This window comes from Rhizobium sp. 01N48, from assembly GCF_056399145.1.
Map to the genome: position 1 here is coordinate 205,530 of NZ_JBFTQT010000005.1, position 21,089 is coordinate 226,618.

Consider the following 21,089-nt stretch of genomic DNA (forward strand, 5'->3'; position numbering starts at 1 on the left):
GAAAACTGCGATCGACGTCCCTACTTTAGCAATTTTTCTGTCAAACCTTCTGCTAACCTGCGCGCAATCGAGAAAATGGGGGACACAGTCAATGGCTGCTCGAAACAATCCGAAACGGGAAAAACAGATCGAGAGTGCGAACAAGATCGCGACGGCGATGGGCGAGCACTATCTCGCGCCGGATATCCTCTTCGGACGCGCCAGCGGCGACGACCTCGAATCCTACACGCCTGAAATGCTGGCGATTTCCGCCGTCCACTGCGCGGCCGAGCTCGCCGCCTGGACCGGCAACGCGCCGCGCGTCACCGTCACCTCGCTCGACAATGTCGAGCCAGATGGCGTGGCGGTATCGGTCCTGTCGGTGACCGATCACAACATGCCGTTCCTCTACGAATCGGTCATGGGCGAGGTGACGAGCAGCTACCGCGATCTCTTCATGGCGGTTCATCCCATTCTCGTCATGCAGCCAGGTCATCCGCCGGAACTCTATTCGCCGGATATGCCCGGCGAGCCGGCAAACCGCGTCAGCCACATCCAGCTACACCTCGCCCCGCTCACCCCGGCGCAGTCCGCCGATCTGATCGAGCGGATCGAAATCGTCCTCGAACAGGTGCGCCTGTCGGTTTCCGACTGGAAGCCGATGCTGGACAAGCTTGGCACTGCCATCGACGAACTGTCGTCTCGCAATGTCGGCCGCCGCAAGGCGGATCGCGATGAAGCGGTCGCTTTCCTGACATGGCTGCGCGACGCCAACTTCACCCTTCTGGGCATGCGCGAGTATGTCTATTCCGGCAAGGGCTCGGATGCGAAGGTCGAACGCGACAAGGGCACGGGGCTCGGCATCCTTTCCAATCCCGATGTCCTGGTGCTCCGGACCGGCCGCGATGCCGTCACCACGACGCCCGAAATCCTCGCCTTCCTCGACGGCCCGGAGTTCCTGATCGTCACCAAGGCCAACGTCAAATCCGTCGTCCACCGCCGCGCCTACATGGATTATGTCGGCGTGAAACGCTTCGATGAGAATGGCAACGTCACCGGTGAGCTGCGCATCGTCGGTCTCTTCACCTCCACGGCCTACACGTCGCTCGCAACTGATATCCCGCTGCTGCGTTCGAAGGTGGAGAAGGTGAAGGAGCATTTCGGCTTCGATCCGATGAGCCATTCCGGCCGTATGCTCGACAATACGCTGGAATCCTACCCGCGCGACGATCTCTTCCAGATCGACACCCAGCTGCTTGCCACCTTCGCCGAGCAGATCAACGATCTGACCGACAGGCCGCGCGTGCGGGTGCTGCCGCGCATCGATCACTTCGATCGTTTCGTCTCCGTCATCGTCTACGTCCCGCGCGAGGAATATGATTCGATCGTGCGCGAGAAGATCGGCACCTATCTCAAGACCATCTATGATGGCCGCGTCTCGGCCTATTACCCGGCTTTCCCCGAAGGCGGCGTCGCCCGCGTCCATTTCATCATCGGCCGCTCCGGCGGAAAGACGCCGCGTATCCCTCAGGCAAAGCTCGAAGAAGCGATCCGCGCCATCACGGCTCGCTGGGACGACCGTTTCGAAATGCTTGCCGGACCGAAGGCGCCAAAGATCAAGGTCAGCAACGCCTACCAGGATCTCTTCCCGCCGGAAGAAACCTTCGCCGACTTCGCCGACATCGTCGCCTGCGCCACGGGCGAGCAGATCCGCATCGAATTCTACACGCGCATCAAGGATGGCGTGTCGCTTCTCTGCCTCAAGATCTTCCACTTCAATGGCCAGCTCGCACTTTCCCGCCGCGTGCCGCTTCTCGAGAATCTCGGCTTCAGCGTCATCAGCGAAGGCACCTTCGACATCAACGTGACGCTCGCCGACGGCAGCGAGAAGCTGGTGGTGCTGCATGACATGGAACTTGAGGCCCAAAGCGGCGCCGAGATCGATCTGCAGCAGCATGGAGCCGCGCTGGAAGAAGCCTTCCTGTTCGCCTTTGCCGGCGTCATCGACAACGACAACTTCAATCGCCTGATCATCTCGGCAGGCCTGTCGGCCCGCGAGACAAGCGTCTTGCGCGCCTACTCGCGCTATCTCCGTCAGGCCGGCATCGCCTATTCGCAGGATTACATCGCAACGACGCTGGATAAATACCCGGCTATCTCCTCGCTCATCTTCCGCCTATTCCACGACGGCCTGGACCCGAAGCTGACCGAGAAGAACAGGATCAAAAAGGCGACCGATCTTCACGCCAAGATCGAGACCGCGCTGTCGGACGTTCCAAGCCTTGATGACGACCGTATCCTGCGCCGCTATGTCAACGTGGTCGACTCGACGCTGCGCACCAACTACTTCCAGCGCAATCCCGATGGTTCCGCAAAGGCGATGCTGGCCTTCAAGCTCGATCCGCATCTGATCGACGGCCTGCCGGCGCCGAAGCCGTTCCGCGAAATGTTCGTCTACGGTGTCGAGGTCGAGGGCGTTCACCTGCGCTTCGGCCGGGTGGCCCGCGGCGGGCTTCGCTGGTCGGATCGAGCCGAGGATTATCGCACCGAAGTGCTGGGCCTCGTAAAGGCGCAGCAGGTCAAGAACGCCGTGATCGTGCCTGTCGGCGCCAAGGGCGGCTTTTATCCGAAGAGGCTCCCTGTCGGCGGCAATCGCGACGAGATTTTCAATGCCGGGCGTGAAGCCTACAAGACCTACATCCGCACGCTGCTCTCGATCACCGACAACATTTCCGGCACCGAAATCATCCCGCCTGAAAACACGGTGCGACTTGATGGCGACGACCCCTACTTCGTCGTCGCCGCCGACAAGGGCACGGCAACCTTCTCCGACACCGCGAATGCGCTGGCACAGGAAGCCGGCTTCTGGCTCGACGACGCCTTCGCGTCGGGCGGCTCCGCCGGTTATGACCACAAGAAGATGGGCATCACCGCGCGCGGCGCCTGGGAGACTGTGAAGCGCCATTTCCGCGAGATGGACATCGACATCCAGACGACGCCGTTCACCGTCGCAGGCGTTGGCGACATGTCGGGCGACGTCTTCGGCAACGGCATGCTCTTGTCGCCGAAGATCCGGCTTCTGGCCGCCTTCGACCACCGCGACATCTTCATCGATCCCGATCCTGACATGGCAAAGACCTTGGCGGAGCGTCAGCGGCTGTTCAATCTGCCGCGCTCGAGCTGGCAGGACTTCGACAAGAACCTGCTCTCGAAGGGCGGCATGATCATCTCGCGCTCGACGAAATCGGTAACGCTGACCGCGCAGGCCGCCGCCGCGATCGGCATGGACAAGACGGTCGCGACGCCGTTTGAAGTCATGACCGCGATCCTGAAAAGCCCTGTCGACCTGCTCTGGTTCGGCGGCATCGGCACCTATGTGAAGGCGACAGCCGAAACCGATACCGACGTTGGCGACCGCGCCAACGATCCCATCCGCATCAGCGCCGACGAGGTGCGTGCCAAGGTCATCGGCGAGGGTGCCAACCTCGGCGTCACCCAGCGCGGCCGCATCGCCTATGGCCTGAAGGGCGGGCGCTGCAATTCCGATGCGATCGACAACTCGGCCGGCGTCAACACTTCGGACGTCGAAGTCAACATCAAGATCGCGCTCGCAGCCGCCATGCATGACGACCGGCTGACGCGACAGAAGCGCGACCAGCTGCTATCTTCAATGACCGACGAAGTCAGCAAGCTGGTGCTCCGCAACAACTACCTCCAGTCGCTCGCCATCTCACTGACCGAGCGCAAGGGCACCGCGAACGGCCTCGAGCTCACCCGCTTCATGGGCGTTCTGGAGACGGCCAAGCAGCTCAACCGCAAGGTCGAGACGCTCCCCGACGACACCACCATGGCCGAACGCTACGCCGCCAACAGACCGCTTACGCGGCCGGAGATCGGCGTCCTGCTATCCTACGCCAAGATCGTTCTCTTCGATGCGCTCGCGGCAAGCGATCTGCCGGATGATCCCTATTTCGAGGCGACGCTCTCGCAATATTTCCCGGCCAAGATGCGCAAGTCCAACGCCTCGGATATCGCCAATCACCGCCTGAAGCGCGAGATCGTGGCGACCGTGCTGGCCAACGAGGCCATCAACCGCGGCGGCCCGAGCTTTGCCGTCAGCATGATGGACGCGACGGCCGCATCGGCACCCGAAGTGGTGCGCGCCGCCATCATCGCCCGCGACGGCTTCGATCTCAGCCGGCTCTGGAGCGAGACCGATGCACTTGACGGTAGGATTTCCGGCCAGATGCAGAACCGCATCTACGAGGAGATCAGCCATATCTTCACCGTGCTGACGCGCCTGCTGTTGAAGATGCAGATGGCCAAGGGTGATATCGCCGAAACCATCGACAGACTTCGTGCGGCTTTCAAGAAGCTGCAGCCGGTCTTCGCCAATCAGGTCGTTCCCGAACTCGAGGCGCGCCAGACCGAGTATCAGGCCGCCGGCGTGCCGGACAAGCTTTCGGCCGAGATCGCGCATCTGATCGGCTTCGCGCTCGTGCCTGAGATCATGCAGATCGCGGAACGCACGGGCGAGCCGCTGATCCGCGCCGCCGAGAGCTATTTCGCGGTCAGCCAGACCTTCCGGATCGGCCGGCTGCTGGCAGCCGGCAGCCGTATCACCACTTCGGATCACTACGAAAACCTGGCGCTGGCGCGAAGCCTCGACCAGATAGCGACCGCGCGCCGCGATATCGTGAACTCCGCTCTCTCAAACAACGGCAAGGAAAAGCTGCCGGTGCAGGCATGGCATGCGAGCGACCGGATCAGGATCAACCGCATCGCCGAGGAACTGGCGGGTCTAAGCGAGGGTGGCGATCCGAATCTCGCCCGCATCACCGTCGCCGCCGGCCTGCTGACCGATCTTGCCAGAGACGGGACGAGGTGAGACAGTCCGCTCCCAAATCAGGAGCAGGCCGGTGAATCGCATTGACTGGACGGGAACACAGCCCCAGCGCGCCACGCGCAGGGGCATCTGGGGCTGGATGTTCTTCGACTGGGCCGCGCAGCCGTTCTTCACCGTCGTCACAACCTTCATCTTCGGCCCCTATTTCGTGGCCAGGCTGACGTCCGATCCGGTCTCCGCGCAGACGCTCTGGAGCAACATGGCGACGATCTCCTCGGTGATCATCGCGATTCTCTCGCCCATTCTCGGCTCGATCGCCGACCAGTCCGGCGGGCGAAAGCCGTGGATCGGCTTCTTCGCCGTCATCAAGATCGCCAGCCTCTGCTGCCTCTGGTTCGCGGCACCCGGTTCGCCGGTCATCTATCCCGTGATCTTCATGATCCTGGCGTCGATCGCCGCGGAATTCTCGATCGTCTTCAACGATTCCATGATGCCGCGCCTCGTCGGGAAGGACGAAGTCGGACGGCTGTCCAACACCGCCTGGGGCCTCGGCTATCTTGGCGGCATGATCGTGTTGATCGCGGTGGTGGCACTTCTTGCCGGAAGTCCGGAGACCGGCAAGACGATCCTCGGCCTCGACCCGCTCTTCGGTCTTGATCCACACACCGGCGAAGATGCGCGCATCACCGGCCCGATCTCGGCCGCGTGGTATCTGATTTTCGTCCTGCCGATGTTTCTGTTCACGCCTGACGTGAAAGGCGGCCTTCCCTTCGGCGCCGCCGTCCGCTCCGGGCTGCGTGAAGTCAGGCACACGCTGGCGGAACTGAAAGAGCGCCGCCCGCTCATGCGCTTTCTGGTCGCCCGCATGATCTACCAGGACGGCGTCAACGGCCTGCTGATCCTCGGCGGCGCCTTCGCGGCCGGCATGTTCGGCTGGGCGACCATCGAGATCGGCATCTATGGCATCATTCTCAACGTGGTGGCGATTTTCGGCTGCATCATCGCCGGACGTATCGACGCCCGCATCGGCTCGAAGGCGACGATTGTCATCAGCCTGACCATGCTGCTTCTCGCGACCTTCGGCATCGTATCCACCGAACCCGGCTATACGCTCTTCGGGCTCGTGCCGCTTCCGACGGTGGATTCGGGAGGTCTGTTCGGCACCGCGGCGGAGAAAGCCTATATCGGCTACGGCCTGCTGATCGGCCTGGCATTCGGCCCGGTGCAGGCCTCGTCGCGCTCTTATCTGGCGCGCAGCGTCAGCCTTGATGAGGCTGGCCGCTATTTCGGCATTTACGCGCTCTCGGGCCGGGCAACCAGCTTCATGGCGACGCTTCTATTTTCGATCGTGACTTATGCGACAGGCTCGTCGCATCTCGGCATGGCCACGCTCGTCCTGTTTCTGGCCGGCGGGCTGGTCCTGTTGATCCGGACGCCCTATCCGGCGGATAGGGCGTAGCCGTTTTCATCGATTTTTAGTGGCGGAAGTGGCGCATGCCGGTGAAGACCATCGCCACATTGTGCTCGTTCGCCGCGTCGATCACTTCCTGGTCGCGCATCGAGCCGCCCGGCTGAACAACAGCCGTGGCACCGGCGGCAATCGCCGACAGCAGCCCGTCGGCAAACGGGAAGAAGGCTTCAGACGCAACGGCGGAGCCCTTGGTCATCGGCTCAGCCCAGCCCATCGCCTTGGCGGCATCCTCGGCCTTCAGCGCGGCGATGCGTGCGGAATCGATGCGACTCATCTGGCCGGCGCCGATGCCTGCCGTCTGGCCGTCCTTGGCATAGACGATGGCGTTCGACTTGACGTGCTTGGCAACCGTATAGGCGAACTTGAGGTCCACCAGTTCCTGCGCCGTCGGCTGGCGATTGGTGACGACCTTGAGCTCGATATCATCGATCATGCCATTGTCACGGCTCTGCACCAGCAGGCCGCCGGCAACGGTCTTCGCCGTGATGCCGCGCGAGCGCGGGTCGGGCAGGCCGCCGGTCACGAGCAGGCGCAGGTTCTTCTTGGCGGCGATAACCGCCTTGGCTTCTTCCGTCACCTCAGGCGCGATGATGACTTCGGTGAACAGCTTGACGATCTCTTCCGCCGTCTCGGCATCGAGCAGCTGGTTGAGCGCGATGATGCCGCCGAAAGCGGACGTGCTGTCGCAGGCAAGCGCCCGGAGATAGGCGTCCTTCAGCGTCGGGCCGGTGGCGACGCCGCACGGATTGGCATGCTTGATGATGGCGCAAGCCGGACCGGTCTTCTCGGGCGAAAACTCGCCGATCAGCTCGAAGGCGCCGTCCGTATCATTGATGTTGTTGTAGGAGAGCTGCTTGCCCTGCAGAAGCGTTGCCGTGGCCACACCAGGACGGTTTTCGCCGGTCACGTAGAAGCCGGCCGTCTGGTGCGGGTTTTCGCCGTAGCGCATCTCTTCCTTCAGCACGCCGCCGATGACCCGGTGACGCGGCGTGTCGATCGACAGCGCTTCGGCGAACCAGTTGGAGATCATCGCGTCGTAGGCGGCCGTGCGCGCATATGCCTTGGCGGCGAGGCGCTGGCGGAAGGCATAGCTGGTCTGGCCGGCATCGGACGACAGCTGCTCGAGCAGCTCCGGATAGTCGGCCGGATCGGTCAGGATCGCCACATAAGCGTGGTTCTTGGCCGATGCGCGGATCATCGCCGGGCCGCCGATATCGATATTCTCGACGGTGGTCGGATAATCGCCACCCGCCGCGCGCACATCCTCGAAGGGATAGAGGTTGATGACGGCGAGATCGATGCCATCGATCCCATGCGCCTTCATCGCTTCCTGATGCTCGGCATCGTCGCGGATCGCCAGCAGTCCACCGTGAACCTTGGGATGCAGCGTCTTCACGCGGCCGTCCATGATCTCCGGAAAGCCCGTGACGTCGGAAACGTCGGTGACATCGAGGCCAGCGGCTGCGATCGCCTTGTGGGTGCCGCCGGTCGACAGCAGCCGGACGCCCTTTTCGGCAAGCGCGCGCGCGAGGTCTACGATCCCGGTCTTGTCGGACACGGATAGCAAGGCGGTCTTGACGGCAACCTTGTCGGGGGCGGGGATTTTCTTGGAAACAACGGCCATGTGGCTTCTCCGTTCGATCTTCGGGAGACATCCGGCGAGGTGCGCGGAATATGGCGCCGCGTTAGCACAGCTTTGCGCCGGCGAAAACAGCCGCTAGCTTCTGCGGGACAAAAACCACCGTATTTCCGGCTTTTCCGGATAGGCGAAGCTGATTTCCATCTGATCCGACGCGCAGATACCGGAGGCATCGGCAAAGAACACGTCCTCGGCAATCTCGACCGTATTGCCGGGCGAGGAGAACAGCCAGCTCTCACCATCCGGCGCCGTCATCAGGATGGACTCCCGGTCCATCTGCTTCAGATTGATCGATGGATGGGCGTGAAAGCGTGCCACGGCCTTGAGTTCGCCCTCACCCCTGCGCTCTTCCGAAACAGCAAGGCGGTCGAGCCCGGTCATGATCGAGCCCGTGGCGTTCAAGGTGAGCTCGCGCTCGTGCAGGACGCCGAACTCTTTCAGATAGCCGTCGTGGCTGGCCTTGACGACATCGCGGCCATCATCCGCCACCACGCGATCGACCTGAACCGTCTTCACCGGATCGGTGATCAGATGGGCCAGGAAGTCGGAAGACGCGAAACGGCTGGAGGACGTATCGTTGAGCGTCACGGTCGTGTGCGCGGCAGTGGTGCGCGCGACCTGCACATAGCGGTTGCCGGCAAATTTCGGCGAGCCCGAATTCACGATAAAGCGATGCCGGCCTGATGACATCTCGAAGGACAGGCATCCGGCATGAACAGTGCGCGAGAGGTTACCGGCAGGCGGAAGGCCGGTGTCGGCGATAACGACGGTGCGCCCGGCCGCCAGCCGCTGGTAACGCGAATGCGGCATCGCCTTGAACGGCTCGCCAGCCGTCTCATCATAGCGCAGCAGCGAAACGATCTCGTTCGCCGAGGTCGAGGTCGCGCCGTTGAAAAGAGCGAGATCGCCATCCTGATGGCGGAAGAAGCGCAGCGCCGGATACATGCGATCGATGCCGGATATCAGCTTCTGCGGCAGATCGTGGCCGAGATTGATATAGGTCTGTCGCAACGGCAGCAGATCGAGCAGAAGCTCTAGCGCGACGCGCGGATTGCGCGACACGTGCCCCCCATCCGGCAGAATCTGGCTATCAAACTCGACGTCGAGCGCTTCGGAGGATTTGCGGATCACGCTGGCCCGCACCGGCATCGCGATCGACGCCATGGCAAGCGCAAGACGCACTCGAAAACGCACCTCGCCAGGTGGCGCATAGCGCGCCATGCGGCGCAGGAAGCGGACCTGAAACGCAAGCGAGCGGACAAAGCGGCGATAGAAGCCGCGATCGGCATTCTGCAGCACCACGGGCGAATGCGACAGCCAGGCAATGACGCGCGTCGCCGTAACATCGATCTCCCAGGCAATGCCCTCCATCCGTCCGCCATGAATGGACAGCCAGCTATTGACGATGGCGCGGGCGACGTTGGAATGCAGTTCGTTCTTCTTGGAGCGCATGTGGCGCAGCCAGCCGAAGCCGTGCAGCCTGATGGCGAAGGAGCGCGAGGGGAGGCTCAGCGTAAACGGCGACTTCCCGCCCGTCTCCAGCATGCGGCCGGCAAGCGGGAAACGACCATTGATGATTTCCTCGGCGACATGCGCATCGACGGGCCTCAGATCCGTCGGCGCCACGATCAGCCGCTCGGGCACATAGACCGTGTGACGAAACAACTTGAGGCGCAGAAGCGCAGCACGGCAAAGTACCCGCCGCCAAGCCTCCCGCAGGTAAAGACCTGAAAACCGTCCGGACCGCATTTCGATTGTCTATTGACCCATATCGTTAGGATTGGATGGACAAGTCCGGAAACGGCACTGACCGTCGATGATTCTGCAACAATGCTTAACTATGCCAGTTGCTCTTCGATCAGGCAACACGGCGCAACACGGCCGCATAAAAACCGTCAAGACCCGGCGCGAAACCGGATGGTAGCTTCAGCATGTCGGGTGTCGTGCGGCATTCTCCGAGTGGGCTGATCGCTTCCTCAAGCCCCGGCCAGCGACTCGGATCAATCGCCACGCGCTCGAATTCTTTGGTGTTCTTGAGCACCCGCGCCACGACCTCTTCACCCTCGCTCGGATCAAGAGAGCAATTGGAAAACACGATCGTGCCGCCGGGGTTCAGCAGCCGTAGCGCATGGCGTAACAGGCGCTCCTGGAGCGCGGCGAGCTTTGCGATATCTTCGGGCCCCTTGGTCCAGAGCACATCGGGATGTCGGCGCGTCGTGCCAGTGGAAGAGCAGGGCGCGTCGAGCAGGATGGCGTCAAAGAGCTCGTCAGGCGTGAACTTGGTCAGATCCTGCGCCATCGTTTCCGCCGACAGCTGGAGGCGATCAAGGTTCGAACGCAGGCGCTTGATGCGGTTTTCAGATTGCTCGACGGCGGTCACCTTGCCGCCCGCCAGGATCAGCTGCGCGGTCTTGCCACCAGGTGCTGCGCAAAGATCGGCAACACGCTTGCCGGAGAGATCGCCGAACAGCTGCGCCGGAATGCTCGCCGCCGCGTCCTGCACCCACCACAATCCCTCGTCAAAACCTTCGAGAGACGGGATAGAGCCATCGAATGCGGCAAGCCGGACCCCGCCGGTCGGCAGCACTACGCCATTGAGCTTTTCCGCCCAAGCCTGTGGATCCGATTTTACCGTCAGGTCGATGGCAGCAGGCTGCAGCTGGGAATCCGAAATCGCCCGGGCTGCCTCACGGCCATAGGCCTTCTCCAGCCGTTCGAGAAACCAACCGGGCATCGAAGGGATGTCATCGATCTCACGAAGGATCTCTTCCTTCTCTCGTCCAAGACGACGCAGCACAGCATTCACCAGCTTGGCGAAGCGCCGGTTTCTCGGGTCGAGATTGGCCTGCTCGACGGCAATATCGACGGCGGCATGATCTGGAACGTCGAGATAGAGGATCTGCGCCGCCGCGATCGAGAGCACGTGCTGCAGCGAGCGCGCACCTTCCGGCAAGGGCGATTCCAGCAACGAGGAGACGGCCGCCTCGATGCGGGGCAGGTGACGGAGCGTGGTGTTCAAAATTGCGCGGACGAGACCACGGTCGTCATCGGCCAACGCCTTGTAAGCCGGATTGCCATGTTCATGGTCGAGCGCGCCGTCAAGCGAGAGCTTGCGATCAATAACGGCAGCCAGAATCTTCGAGGCCGCAGCACGCGCCTGCAGACCCGGCTTCGCGGAAGCGGACGATTCCGCCGGCGCCGACGACTTTTGTTTGCGAAATGGCTTTTTCTTACCGTCTGAACTCAAGACCAGGGACCCTTTGGCGGTTGCGAGCCACCGCGGCCAAGGCCGGCATCCGGAACTGAGCGCGATTTGCGCACGGGATTAGCAGCACGAGCCGACGGCGTCGAGTTATTCATGCCGCCTCGTGCCATTTCCTGCAGCGCCGCGATACGGTTTTCCGTATTCGGATGGGTGGAAAACAGGTTGTCCATGCCCGCACCCGTCAACGGATTGATGATGAACATGTGTGCCGTCGCCGGATTACGCTCCGCGTCGTAGTTCGGAATATTCGAGGCGCCACGGGCGATCTTGCCCAACGCCGAGGCCAGCCAAAGCGGGTTGCCGCAGATCTCCGCGCCACGCCGGTCGGCCGAATATTCGCGCGTACGGCTGATCGCCATCTGCACCAGCATGGCGGCCATCGGCGCGACGATCATTGCGAGCAGAACGCCGACGAACCCGAGTGGATTGTTGTTGTTCTCGCGGTTGCCGCCGAAGAAGAAGGCGAAATTACCGAGCATCGAGATGGCGCCGGCAAGCGTCGCCGTGATCGTCATCGTCAGCGTGTCGCGGTTTTGGACGTGCGCGAGTTCATGTGCCATCACGCCGGCAACCTCTTCCGGCGACAGCGCGCTCAACAGACCGGTCGACGCGGCTACCGCGGCATTCTCCGGATTGCGACCCGTCGCGAAAGCGTTTGGCTGCGGGCTGTCATAGAGATAGACCTTCGGCATCGGCAGACTGGCATTGTGCGAGAGATCGCGGATGATGGTGAAGAACTCCGGCGCATTCCGCTCGTCGATTTCCTGGGCACGGTAGGCCGAAAGCACCATGCGGTCGGAATTCCAGTAGGAGAAGAAGTTCATGCCGGCCGCAACAAGGAACGCGATCATCATCCCGCTGCGGCCACCAATCATGAACCCGACGACCATGAACAGTGCCGTCATGAAGGCAAGCAACATGGCAGTACGCACAAGGTTCATCATCATCTCCATTTCAGGCGAGCGTCGTTTGCGCTCAAAGGGTTTCAATCGCCGCGTCGGCGTCCTATAATCTGGTTATTCATCGGCCATTTTCAATATTTTCAAGCGGGCGTGCGTGATGCAGGAAGCGGACAACGACAATATCGAGGTTCTGGCCGAGGAAGGTACCGAGCGCCGGCGCAAGATGCTCTCGCCCGCCGCCAAGCGGGCGCTTGCCGAAGCCGAAGAGCGTCGCCGCAACGAACAGCCGAGCGATATGCCAACCGAGATCGGTGGGCGAGGGGGCGCTGATCCGGCTCGCTTCGGTGACTGGGAAATCAACGGTCGCGCAATCGACTTCTAAGTAAATATTCCTATTGACTTCGCGTGAATATCGGAATTTATTCCTGATATGTTCACGCGCGCCTTCACATCACTAGCGATCATCGCGACACTTTCGATGCCGGCTTTCGCGCGCGATGAGATCGCCGGACCAGTTTCGGCAGAAATTCTGCGGGTGATCGATGGAGACACCTTGCTGGTCGCGGCTCGTCCCTGGCCGCAGCAGACCGTGGAGGTCTATGTCCGCATTCGCGGCGTCGATACGCCAGAGATGCACTCGAAATGCGAAGCGGTCAGACGCGCGGCAATAGATGCCCGCCACGTGCTGGAAACGCTCGCCGACAGTTCACCGCAAGTGCAGCTGACCCGAATTTCCGGCGACAAGTATTTCGGCCGTATCCTGGCCGACGTCACGCTATCCGATGGACGGAATCCGGCTCAGTATATGCTGGGCGAGGGTATCGCTGTTGCCTATGACGGCGGTCGGAAGCCGAAAACACCGTGCCCCGATCAAGATTAAGGCCGCTCCGGTTTCCCAAAGCGGCCTCTCATTAGCAGGCAGCCGATACTAAGCAGTCGCCTTGTTCTGCCTGTTGGCGATCAGATCATCGACCACAGCCGGATCAGCAAGCGTCGACGTATCGCCCAGTGAGCCAAAATCGTCCTCGGCGATCTTGCGCAAGATKCGGCGCATGATCTTGCCCGAMCGGGTCTTCGGCAGCCCAGGCGAAAACTGGATTTTGTCGGGAGCGGCAATCGGGCCGATCTCGTTGCGGACATGCTTGATCAGCTGCTGGCGCAGCTCGTCCGAACCCTCGTTGCCGGCCATCAGCGTGACGTAGCAATAGATGCCCTGACCCTTGATCGCATGCGGATAGCCGACAACCGCCGCCTCGGACACGAGGCTGTGCGACACCAGCGCCGATTCGACCTCGGCCGTGCCGAGACGATGGCCGGAGACATTAAGCACGTCATCGACGCGACCGGTAATCCAGTAATAGCCATCCTCATCCCGCCGGCAGCCGTCGCCGGTGAAGTACTTGCCCTTGTAGGTCGAGAAGTAGGTCTGAATGAAGCGCTCATGGTCGCCATAGACCGTGCGCATCTGCCCCGGCCAGCTGTCCGTGATGCAGAGATTTCCGTCCGCTGCGCCCTCCAGCACGTTGCCTTCATTGTCCACCAGCTGCGGCTTTACGCCGAAGAACGGCTTGGTCGCCGATCCCGGCTTCAGATCGGTCGCGCCAGGCAGCGGCGTGATCATGTGGCCACCCGTCTCCGTCTGCCACCAGGTATCGATGACAGGGCAACGCTTGTCGCCGACGACATTATAGTACCATTCCCAGGCTTCGGGATTGATGGGCTCGCCCACGGTGCCGAGCAGACGCAGGCTGGACCGCGACGAACGTGTCACGAAATGATCGCCGGCGCCCATCAGCGAGCGGATGGCCGTCGGCGCGGTGTAGAAGATATTGACCTTGTGCTTGTCGATAACCTCCCAGAAGCGGCCCTGATCCGGAAAGTTTGGAACACCCTCGAACATCAGCGTCGTCGCGCAGTTCGCAAGCGGGCCGTAGACGATATAGGAGTGGCCGGTCACCCAGCCGACGTCGGCCGTGCACCAGTAGATATCGCCTGGATGATAGTCGAACACATATTCGTGCGTCATCGCCGCGTAGACGAGGTAGCCGCCGGTCGTGTGCAGCACACCCTTCGGCTTGCCGGTAGAACCCGACGTATAGAGAATGAAAAGCGGATCTTCCGCCTTCATCTTGGCGGGCGGGCACTCCGGCTTCACCGTCGCCATTTCCTGGTGATACCAGAGGTCGCGGCCCGGCGCCCAACCTGTCTTGCCGCCCGTCCGGCGAACCACAAGAACCTTCTCGACGATCACATGTTGGCGTGCGGCGATATGGATCGCCGTGTCGGTGTTTTCCTTGAGCGGCACCGGCTTGCCGCCGCGCACGCCCTCATCGCAGGTGATGACGAAGGTTGATTCGCAGTCGACAATCCGCCCCGCCAGTGCTTCCGGCGAAAAGCCGCCAAAGACGATCGAATGCACGGCGCCGATGCGGGCACAGGCAAGCATCGCATAGGCCGCCTCGGGGATCATCGGCATATAGATGGTGACGCGATCGCCCTTCTTGACGCCATGCTTCTTCAGCACGTTCGCCATTCGGCAAACATGCTCGTAGAGTTCGTTATAGGTGATCTTCTTGTCGATGTAGGGGTTGTCGCCCTCGAAGATGATCGCGACCTGATTACCGTTGGTTTTCAGGTGCCTGTCGATACAGTTGTAAGAGACGTTTGTCTGGCCGTCTTCGAACCACTTGATCTTCACATTGCCGGTGAAAGAGGTGTTCTTCACCTTCGTATAAGGCTTGAACCAGTCGATCCGCTTACCATGCTTGCCCCAGAACTTATCCGGGTTCTCGACGCTCTCCTCGTACCATTGCTCGTACTTGGCCTTGTCGATCAGCGCATGGTTCTGAACCGGCTTTTGCACCGGGTAGATCTTCTCCGACATCGATTTCCTCCTCACTCGGACGCCGGCGGCAGAAGTACGCCACAGGCGGTTTTGTGCATTCATAACAGGTCAGATCGACCCGGCAATTAGACAAAGGTCATTTCATTCGTGATCAATTGCAATTATGCGTCACTCCGGTTATATAGCGGCATAATTTCCCGGACATAGTGGTGACAACCCACGGACCGCGACACCGGCGCGGACGACAGAAGGACTATATCCATGGCTCAACAACTGCTTATGCCGAAGGCGACCGCTATTTGGCTCGTCGACAACACAGCTCTGTCTTTCGACCAGATCGCTCAGTTCTGCAAATTGCACCCTCTGGAAGTGAAGGCGATCGCGGACGGCGAAGCTGCGCAGGGCATCAAGGGCCTGGATCCGATCTCCACCGGTCAGCTGTCGCGCGACGAAATCGAGCGCGCCGAGAAGAACCCGGCCCACAAGCTGAAGCTTTCCGAGCCGAAGGTTCGCGTTCCGGAATCCAAGCGTCGTGGCCCGCGCTACACGCCGGTCTCCAAGCGCCAGGACCGCCCGAACGCCATCCTGTGGCTGGTTCGCAATCACCCGGAACTGAAGGACGCCCAGATTTCGCGTCTCGTCGGCACGACCAAGTCAACCATCGAACAGATCCGCGAGCGCACCCACTGGAACGCCGCCAACCTGACGCCGATGGATCCGGTTACGCTCGGCCTCTGCAGCCAGATCGACCTCGACATGGAAGTCGAAAAGGCCGCCAAGGGCCGTCCGTTGCCGACCGCCGCCGAACTCGGCGAAACGCTGCAGTCCGCGCACGAAACCGAACGCCTGGCTCCGAGCTACGAGCGTGAGGAAGAGAAGGAAATCGACGCCGACGCCGTCTTCGCGAAGCTGAAGTCGCTGAAGTCCTCGACGCCGGATGAAGACGAAGACGATCGCTACTAAGCGGTTGGATAGATTGATGAAACCCCGCTTCGGCGGGGTTTTTTATTGCCGGTTCGCTATGGCGCCACAGCGCGGATCGCAAATGTTTCCCGTGAAACATTCACGCCGACTACTAGAGCAAGCGACGATGATCAGCGGGTGCCGAAAATGGCGGACCCGACCCGGACGCTGGTGGCACCGAAGGCGACCGCTGTCTCGTAATCGCCCGACATGCCCATGGAGAGCTTCTCCACACCGCAGGCCTTTGCCAGTTTCGCCAGCAGCGCGAAATGCGGTCCCGGATTTTCATCCGCCGGCGGAATGCACATCAGCCCTTCGATGGAAAGTCCAAGCTCATCACGGCAGAGCGCCACGAACGCCGCTGTATCGTCAGGCGCAATGCCCGCCTTCTGCGGCTCGAGGCCGGTGTTGACCTGCACATAGAGGCGAGGGGCCTTGCCCTGGCGCTTCATTTCATCGGCCAGCGCGCGCGCGATCTTCTCGCGATCGACCGTCTCGATGACATCGAAGAGCGCGACCGCTTCACCGGCCTTGTTCGACTGCAGCGGTCCGATCAGATGCAGCTCGACACCAGCCGTCTCGCTCTTCAGCTCCGGCCACTTGCCCTGGCTCTCCTGCACGCGGTTTTCACCGAACACGCGCTGACCAGCCTCGATGGCCGGGCGGATTTGATCCGCATCGAATGTCTTGGACACGGCCACGAGCTGCACCGAGCCTTCCGCTCTGCCCGTTTCGCGGGCCGCCGCGGCAATCCGGCCGCGAACCTCTTCCAGTCGCTCTTGAAGTTCCATGTTGCGCCTCGGTCCATCATAGAAAACAATGAAAATGCACTAAACACCCGATCTTGGCTTGCCAAGGTCCGAAGCCTCGAAATTATCGCAGCTAGGCGCCGATTGGCACCAAACCACGTCGGCAAAACTTGACGCTACGGTGGTTTCATGGTGAAGGTCACCACCAACTTCCCTTGATTTTCCGGAAATACGAATACCATGGCTACCGAACGTTATAATCCGCGCGATGCCGAGCCTCGCTGGCAGAAAAAATGGAACGAAGCGAAGGTCTTCGAGACCGACAACGCTGATCCGCGCGAGAAATACTACGTGCTGGAGATGTTCCCGTATCCGTCTGGCCGCATCCACATGGGCCATGTTCGTAACTATGCGATGGGCGACGTCGTCGCGCGCTACAAGCGCGCCCGCGGCTTCAACGTGCTGCATCCCATGGGTTGGGACGCGTTCGGCATGCCGGCTGAAAACGCCGCCATGGAGCGCAACGTTCATCCCGCGGCCTGGACCTACCAGAATATCGCCTCGATGAAGTCGCAGCTGAAGGCGATGGGCCTGTCGCTCGACTGGAGCCGCGAATTTGCGACCTGCGATGTCGAATATTACCAGCACCAGCAGCACATGTTCGTGGACTTCCTGGAAAAGGGTCTCGTCTACCGCAAGCAGTCGAAGGTCAACTGGGACCCTGTTGATAACACCGTTCTCGCCAACGAGCAGGTTATCGACGGTCGTGGCTGGCGCTCCGGCGCGCTTGTCGAGCAGCGCGAGCTGACTCAGTGGTTCTTCAAGATCACCGACTTCAGCCAGGATCTGCTGGACGCCTTGGATGGTCTCGATCAGTGGCCTGAGAAGGTCCGCCTGATGCAGAAGAACTGGATCGGCCGTTCCGAGGGTATGACGATCCGCTGGGAAATCGTCGACGAAACCGCGCCTGCTGGCGAGACCGAGGTAACGGTCTACACCACGCGCCCGGACACGCTGTTTGGCGCCTCCTTCCTCGCCATCTCCGCCGATCACCCGTTGGCCAAGGATGCGGCGGCCAAGAACGCCGAAATCGATGCCTTCTGTGAGGACGTCCGCCGCGCCGGCACATCGCTGGCAGCGCTCGAGACCGCCGAAAAGCGGGGCATCGACACGGGCATTCGTGTCCGCCATCCGCTGGACCCCTCCTGGGAGTTGCCCGTCTACATCGCCAATTTCGTGCTGATGGACTACGGCACGGGCGCCATCTTCGGCTGCCCGGCAGGCGATCAGCGCGATCTCGATTTCGCCCGCAAATATGGCCTTCCGGTCATACCCGTTGTCATGCCGCGTGACGGTGACGTCGCGACCTTCGCTGTCGGCGATACCGCCTATGATGGCGACGGCATCATGATCAACTCCCGCTTCCTGGACGGCAAGTCGACGGACGAAGCCTTCAATATCGTCGCCGACCGTCTGTCGTCCGCGTCTCTGGGCAATGCCCCTCAGGGCGAACGCAAGGTCAATTTCCGCCTGCGCGACTGGGGCATCTCCCGCCAGCGCTACTGGGGTTGCCCGATCCCTGTTATCCACTGCCAGGATTGCGGTGTCGTGCCGGTGCCGAAGAAGGATCTCCCGGTCAAGCTGCCCGAGGATGTCACCTTTGACCAGCCGGGCAATCCCCTCGACCGGCACCCCACATGGCGCCATGTCGCCTGCCCGCATTGCGGCAAGGATGCTCGTCGCGAAACCGACACGATGGACACCTTCGTCGATTCCAGCTGGTACTTCACCCGCTTCACGGCGCCTTGGGAGAGCAAGCCGACGGATTTCGCGGCCGCCAACCGCTGGCTGCCAGTCGATCAGTATATCGGCGGTATCGAGCATGCGATCCTGCATCTGCTCTATTCGCGCTTCTTTACCCGCGCCATGCGCGAAACCGGCCATGTCGATGTGAAGGAGCCGTTCAAGGGCCTGTTCACGCAGGGCATGGTGGTGCACGAGACCTATAGCCGCGGCTCCGGCATGAGCCGCGAATGGGTAGCGCCGGCCGATATCAAGATCGAGGAACTGGACGGAAAACGCCGTGCGTTTCTCCTCTCGAACAATGAAGAGATCGCCATCGGCTCGATCGAGAAGATGTCGAAATCGAAGAAGAACGTCGTCGATCCCGATGACATCATTGCTTCCTACGGCGCCGACACGGCACGCTTCTTCGTTCTGTCCGACTCCCCGCCCGAGCGCGATGTGATCTGGTCGGAAGCAGGCGTCGAAGGCGCCCACCGCTTCACCCAGCGCCTGTGGCGCCTGATCTCGGAAGCTGCCGAAGCTCTGAGCGATGTGTCCGCGACTCCGGCTAAGGATGGCGAGGCCCTTGCCATCTCCCAGCTGGCGCACAAGACGCTGAAGGCCGTCCAGAACGACTACGACAAGCTGTGGTTCAACAAGGCCGTGGCGCGCATCTATGAGCTCGTGAACGCCATTGCCGGCCCGCTGACCACCGTTGCATCAGGCAAAGCTGATGCTGCCTACCGTGCTGCCGTGCGCGATGCCTCCGAAATCCTCGTGCAGCTCGTGGCGCCGATGACGCCGCATCTGGCGGAAGAATGCTGGTCTGTGCTCGGTCACGACACGCTGCTCTCCCAGACAGCCTGGCCGACATACGATGACGCTCTTGTGGTCGAAAACGACGTCGTCCTGCCGGTGCAGATCAACGGCAAGAAGCGCGCCGAATTGACAATCTCTCGCGACGCAGATCAAACTACGGTCAGCGATGCCGCGCTTGCGTTGGAGGATGTCAAGCGCGTGCTCAACGGCCAGGCGCCGAAGAAAATTATCGTGGTTCCGCAAAGGATTGTGAACATTGTCGTTTAATATCGCTTCCAGGCTGGCCAGCCGCGCGGGGATTGCCGCGGTGCTGGCAACCACGGTTCTTCTCGCCTCGTGCCAGGTCCGGCCGCTCTACTCCGAAACGTCAGGCGTTGCTGGCAAGTTGTCATCCATCGCCTTCTCAGAGGCAAATTCGCGCGTCGAGCAGGAAGTTCGCAATCGTCTGATCTTCCTCGCTTCTCGCGGCGCCGGCGAGCCGGACAAGGCCGATTACAAGGTCGAGATGAACGCACGATCGAGTGTGATCGACACCTTGCTGGTCGCATCCTCCGATGAATCTCGCGCGGGCCGTACGACCGTCAGCGTCGACTATACGCTGAAGTCTAACAAGGACGGCCACGTAATCCGTGCTGGCCACCAGTCGGCTACCGCTCTCATCGACTTCCCGGCCCAGGAATTTGCCAAGCAGCGCGCCGTTCGCGACTCAGAAGACCGCGCAGCACGCCAGGTCGCTGAGTTTGTGGCAGCTGATATCGCCGCGGCGCTTGGCCGCTGAGGAGCGGCTGAGTGGCGGAGATAAAATCGCACGAGTTCGAGGGATTTCTTGAGAAATCTGCCCGCCACTACCAGCTATTCGTCATCTATGGCCCGGATCGCGGGCTGGTGTCCGAGCGCGCCAGCCTGCTCGCCGGCAAGACCGGCGTCGATCTAACTGACCCATTTTCCCTCATCAAACTCGACATTGGCGACCTACAGAAAGACCAGGGACGTCTGCTCGACGAGGCAGGAGCAATCGGCCTATTCGGCGGTCAAAAGCTGATCTGGATCCGCGGCGCCGCAAACGAGAAGTACCTCGTTGACGGTCTTCAGGTCTTGGCGCAGAAGCCTCCCGAGGCGACTTTCATCATCATTGAGGCCGGCGATCTCAAGAAGGGATCGCTCCTACGCAAGGCAAGCGAAGCCGCCCGCAGCGTCGCGACCATCCCTTGCTACGCAGACGACGCGCGGGCGCTGAATAGCCTGATAGACGCCGAACTCGCGGGCGCCAATCTTCGCATCACCACCGCAGCGCGCCAGGCGCTGCTCGAGCTGATAGGCGGCGACCGCATAGCGTCGCGCAACGAGGTCAGGAAGCTTGCGCTCTACTGCCTCAATCTTGAAGTCATCGAGGAACATCACGTCACGGAGATCATCGGTGACGCCAGCGCCATATCTGTCGACGATGCCGTCGATGCCATCCTGACCGGCAATTCGGGAAACTTCCTGCATGCCATGCAGAAGATCACGGCGTCGAAAACGTCCGTCTTCCTGGTAATACAGGCATGCTTGCGGCAATTCCAATTGATGGATGCCATGCGTGCGGAAATGGAAGAGAAGCGCACGCCTGCGTCGCAGGTGATGCAGACGCTCGGGCGCCATCTTCATTTCAAGCGCAAGCCGATCATCGAGCAGGCTCTGAGGACATGGTCGGCCGACGCACTGGCCCGTGAAACAAGCCGCCTACAAGCGGCCATCCTCCAGACAAGGCGTCGCGCCTCGCTAGAGGACACGATCGCCATGCAGACACTTCTATCGACCACGCTCCAGTCTGGTCGAAAATAGAC

At 61.4% G+C, this 21,089-nt stretch carries 14 protein-coding genes; 8 read left to right on the forward strand and 6 right to left on the reverse strand.

Annotated features, from left to right (window positions below; all coding sequences use genetic code 11):
- Positions 1-91 precede the first annotated feature (91 nt).
- Together AC1DOG_RS12770 and AC1DOG_RS12775 are read left to right on the forward strand one after the other, a co-directional pair.
- Positions 92-4,867, forward strand: coding sequence for an NAD-glutamate dehydrogenase (locus AC1DOG_RS12770; protein WP_477928434.1), 4,776 nt, complete (start codon positions 92-94; stop codon positions 4,865-4,867).
- Between the two features lie 31 nt (positions 4,868-4,898).
- Positions 4,899-6,284 (forward strand): MFS transporter, encoded by a 1,386-nt coding sequence (locus AC1DOG_RS12775; RefSeq protein ID WP_477928436.1) that lies wholly within the window; start codon positions 4,899-4,901, stop codon positions 6,282-6,284.
- Between the two features lie 16 nt (positions 6,285-6,300).
- On the opposite strand, the gene purH is transcribed toward AC1DOG_RS12775, so the two are convergent.
- The 4 genes from purH to htpX form a co-directional block, all read right to left on the reverse strand.
- Positions 6,301-7,920 carry a bifunctional phosphoribosylaminoimidazolecarboxamide formyltransferase/IMP cyclohydrolase gene (purH, locus tag AC1DOG_RS12780; RefSeq protein ID WP_477928438.1) on the reverse strand — a complete coding sequence of 540 codons (1,620 nt, stop codon included), beginning with the start codon at positions 7,918-7,920 and terminating at the stop codon, positions 6,301-6,303.
- Positions 7,921-8,013: 93 nt separating this feature from the next.
- Complete coding sequence (locus AC1DOG_RS12785; protein ID WP_477928440.1) at positions 8,014-9,684, reverse strand: heparinase II/III family protein; 1,671 nt, start codon at positions 9,682-9,684, stop codon at positions 8,014-8,016.
- A 109-nt stretch (positions 9,685-9,793) separates the two neighbouring features.
- Entirely contained in the window at positions 9,794-11,188 is a 1,395-nt protein-coding gene (locus AC1DOG_RS12790) for an RsmB/NOP family class I SAM-dependent RNA methyltransferase (protein ID WP_477928538.1), read from the reverse strand.
- Positions 11,179-12,141, reverse strand: coding sequence for a zinc metalloprotease HtpX (gene htpX / locus AC1DOG_RS12795; protein WP_477928442.1), 963 nt, complete (start codon positions 12,139-12,141; stop codon positions 11,179-11,181). The genes AC1DOG_RS12790 and htpX overlap by 10 nt, the downstream gene beginning before the upstream one ends.
- 118 nt (positions 12,142-12,259) lie before the next feature.
- Between htpX and AC1DOG_RS12800 the strand changes: the two genes are divergently transcribed.
- Both AC1DOG_RS12800 and AC1DOG_RS12805 read left to right on the forward strand, forming a co-directional pair.
- Positions 12,260-12,484, forward strand: coding sequence for a DUF1674 domain-containing protein (locus AC1DOG_RS12800; RefSeq protein WP_477928444.1), 225 nt, complete (start codon positions 12,260-12,262; stop codon positions 12,482-12,484).
- Between the two features lie 48 nt (positions 12,485-12,532).
- The gene (locus AC1DOG_RS12805) at positions 12,533-12,982 is read left to right on the forward strand and encodes a thermonuclease family protein (RefSeq protein WP_477928446.1); all 450 of its coding nucleotides are present in this window, start codon (positions 12,533-12,535) and stop codon (positions 12,980-12,982) included.
- Between the two features lie 48 nt (positions 12,983-13,030).
- On the opposite strand, the gene acs is transcribed toward AC1DOG_RS12805, so the two are convergent.
- Positions 13,031-14,986 (reverse strand): acetate--CoA ligase, encoded by a 1,956-nt coding sequence (acs, locus tag AC1DOG_RS12810; protein WP_477928448.1) that lies wholly within the window; start codon positions 14,984-14,986, stop codon positions 13,031-13,033.
- Positions 14,987-15,208: 222 nt separating this feature from the next.
- Here acs and AC1DOG_RS12815 point away from each other — a divergent pair, with 222 nt between their 5' ends.
- Positions 15,209-15,910, forward strand: coding sequence for a DUF1013 domain-containing protein (locus AC1DOG_RS12815; protein WP_026283466.1), 702 nt, complete (start codon positions 15,209-15,211; stop codon positions 15,908-15,910).
- Between the two features lie 131 nt (positions 15,911-16,041).
- On the opposite strand, the gene AC1DOG_RS12820 is transcribed toward AC1DOG_RS12815, so the two are convergent.
- The gene (locus AC1DOG_RS12820; protein WP_477928450.1) at positions 16,042-16,701 is read right to left on the reverse strand and encodes a YggS family pyridoxal phosphate-dependent enzyme; all 660 of its coding nucleotides are present in this window, start codon (positions 16,699-16,701) and stop codon (positions 16,042-16,044) included.
- A 198-nt stretch (positions 16,702-16,899) separates the two neighbouring features.
- On the opposite strand from AC1DOG_RS12820, the gene leuS reads away from it, so the two are divergent.
- The 3 genes from leuS to holA are packed head-to-tail and all read left to right on the forward strand — an operon-like array spanning position 16,900 to position 21,087.
- Complete coding sequence (leuS, locus tag AC1DOG_RS12825; protein ID WP_477928452.1) at positions 16,900-19,530, forward strand: leucine--tRNA ligase; 2,631 nt, start codon at positions 16,900-16,902, stop codon at positions 19,528-19,530.
- A complete protein-coding gene (locus AC1DOG_RS12830; RefSeq protein WP_477928454.1) occupies positions 19,520-20,041 on the forward strand; it encodes a hypothetical protein in 522 nt (173 codons plus the stop codon). Before leuS ends, AC1DOG_RS12830 begins: the two co-directional genes overlap by 11 nt.
- 11 nt (positions 20,042-20,052) lie before the next feature.
- Positions 20,053-21,087: a DNA polymerase III subunit delta gene (gene holA / locus AC1DOG_RS12835; RefSeq protein ID WP_477928456.1), complete on the forward strand. Its 1,035-nt coding sequence runs from the start codon at positions 20,053-20,055 to the stop codon at positions 21,085-21,087.
- Positions 21,088-21,089 lie beyond the last annotated feature (2 nt).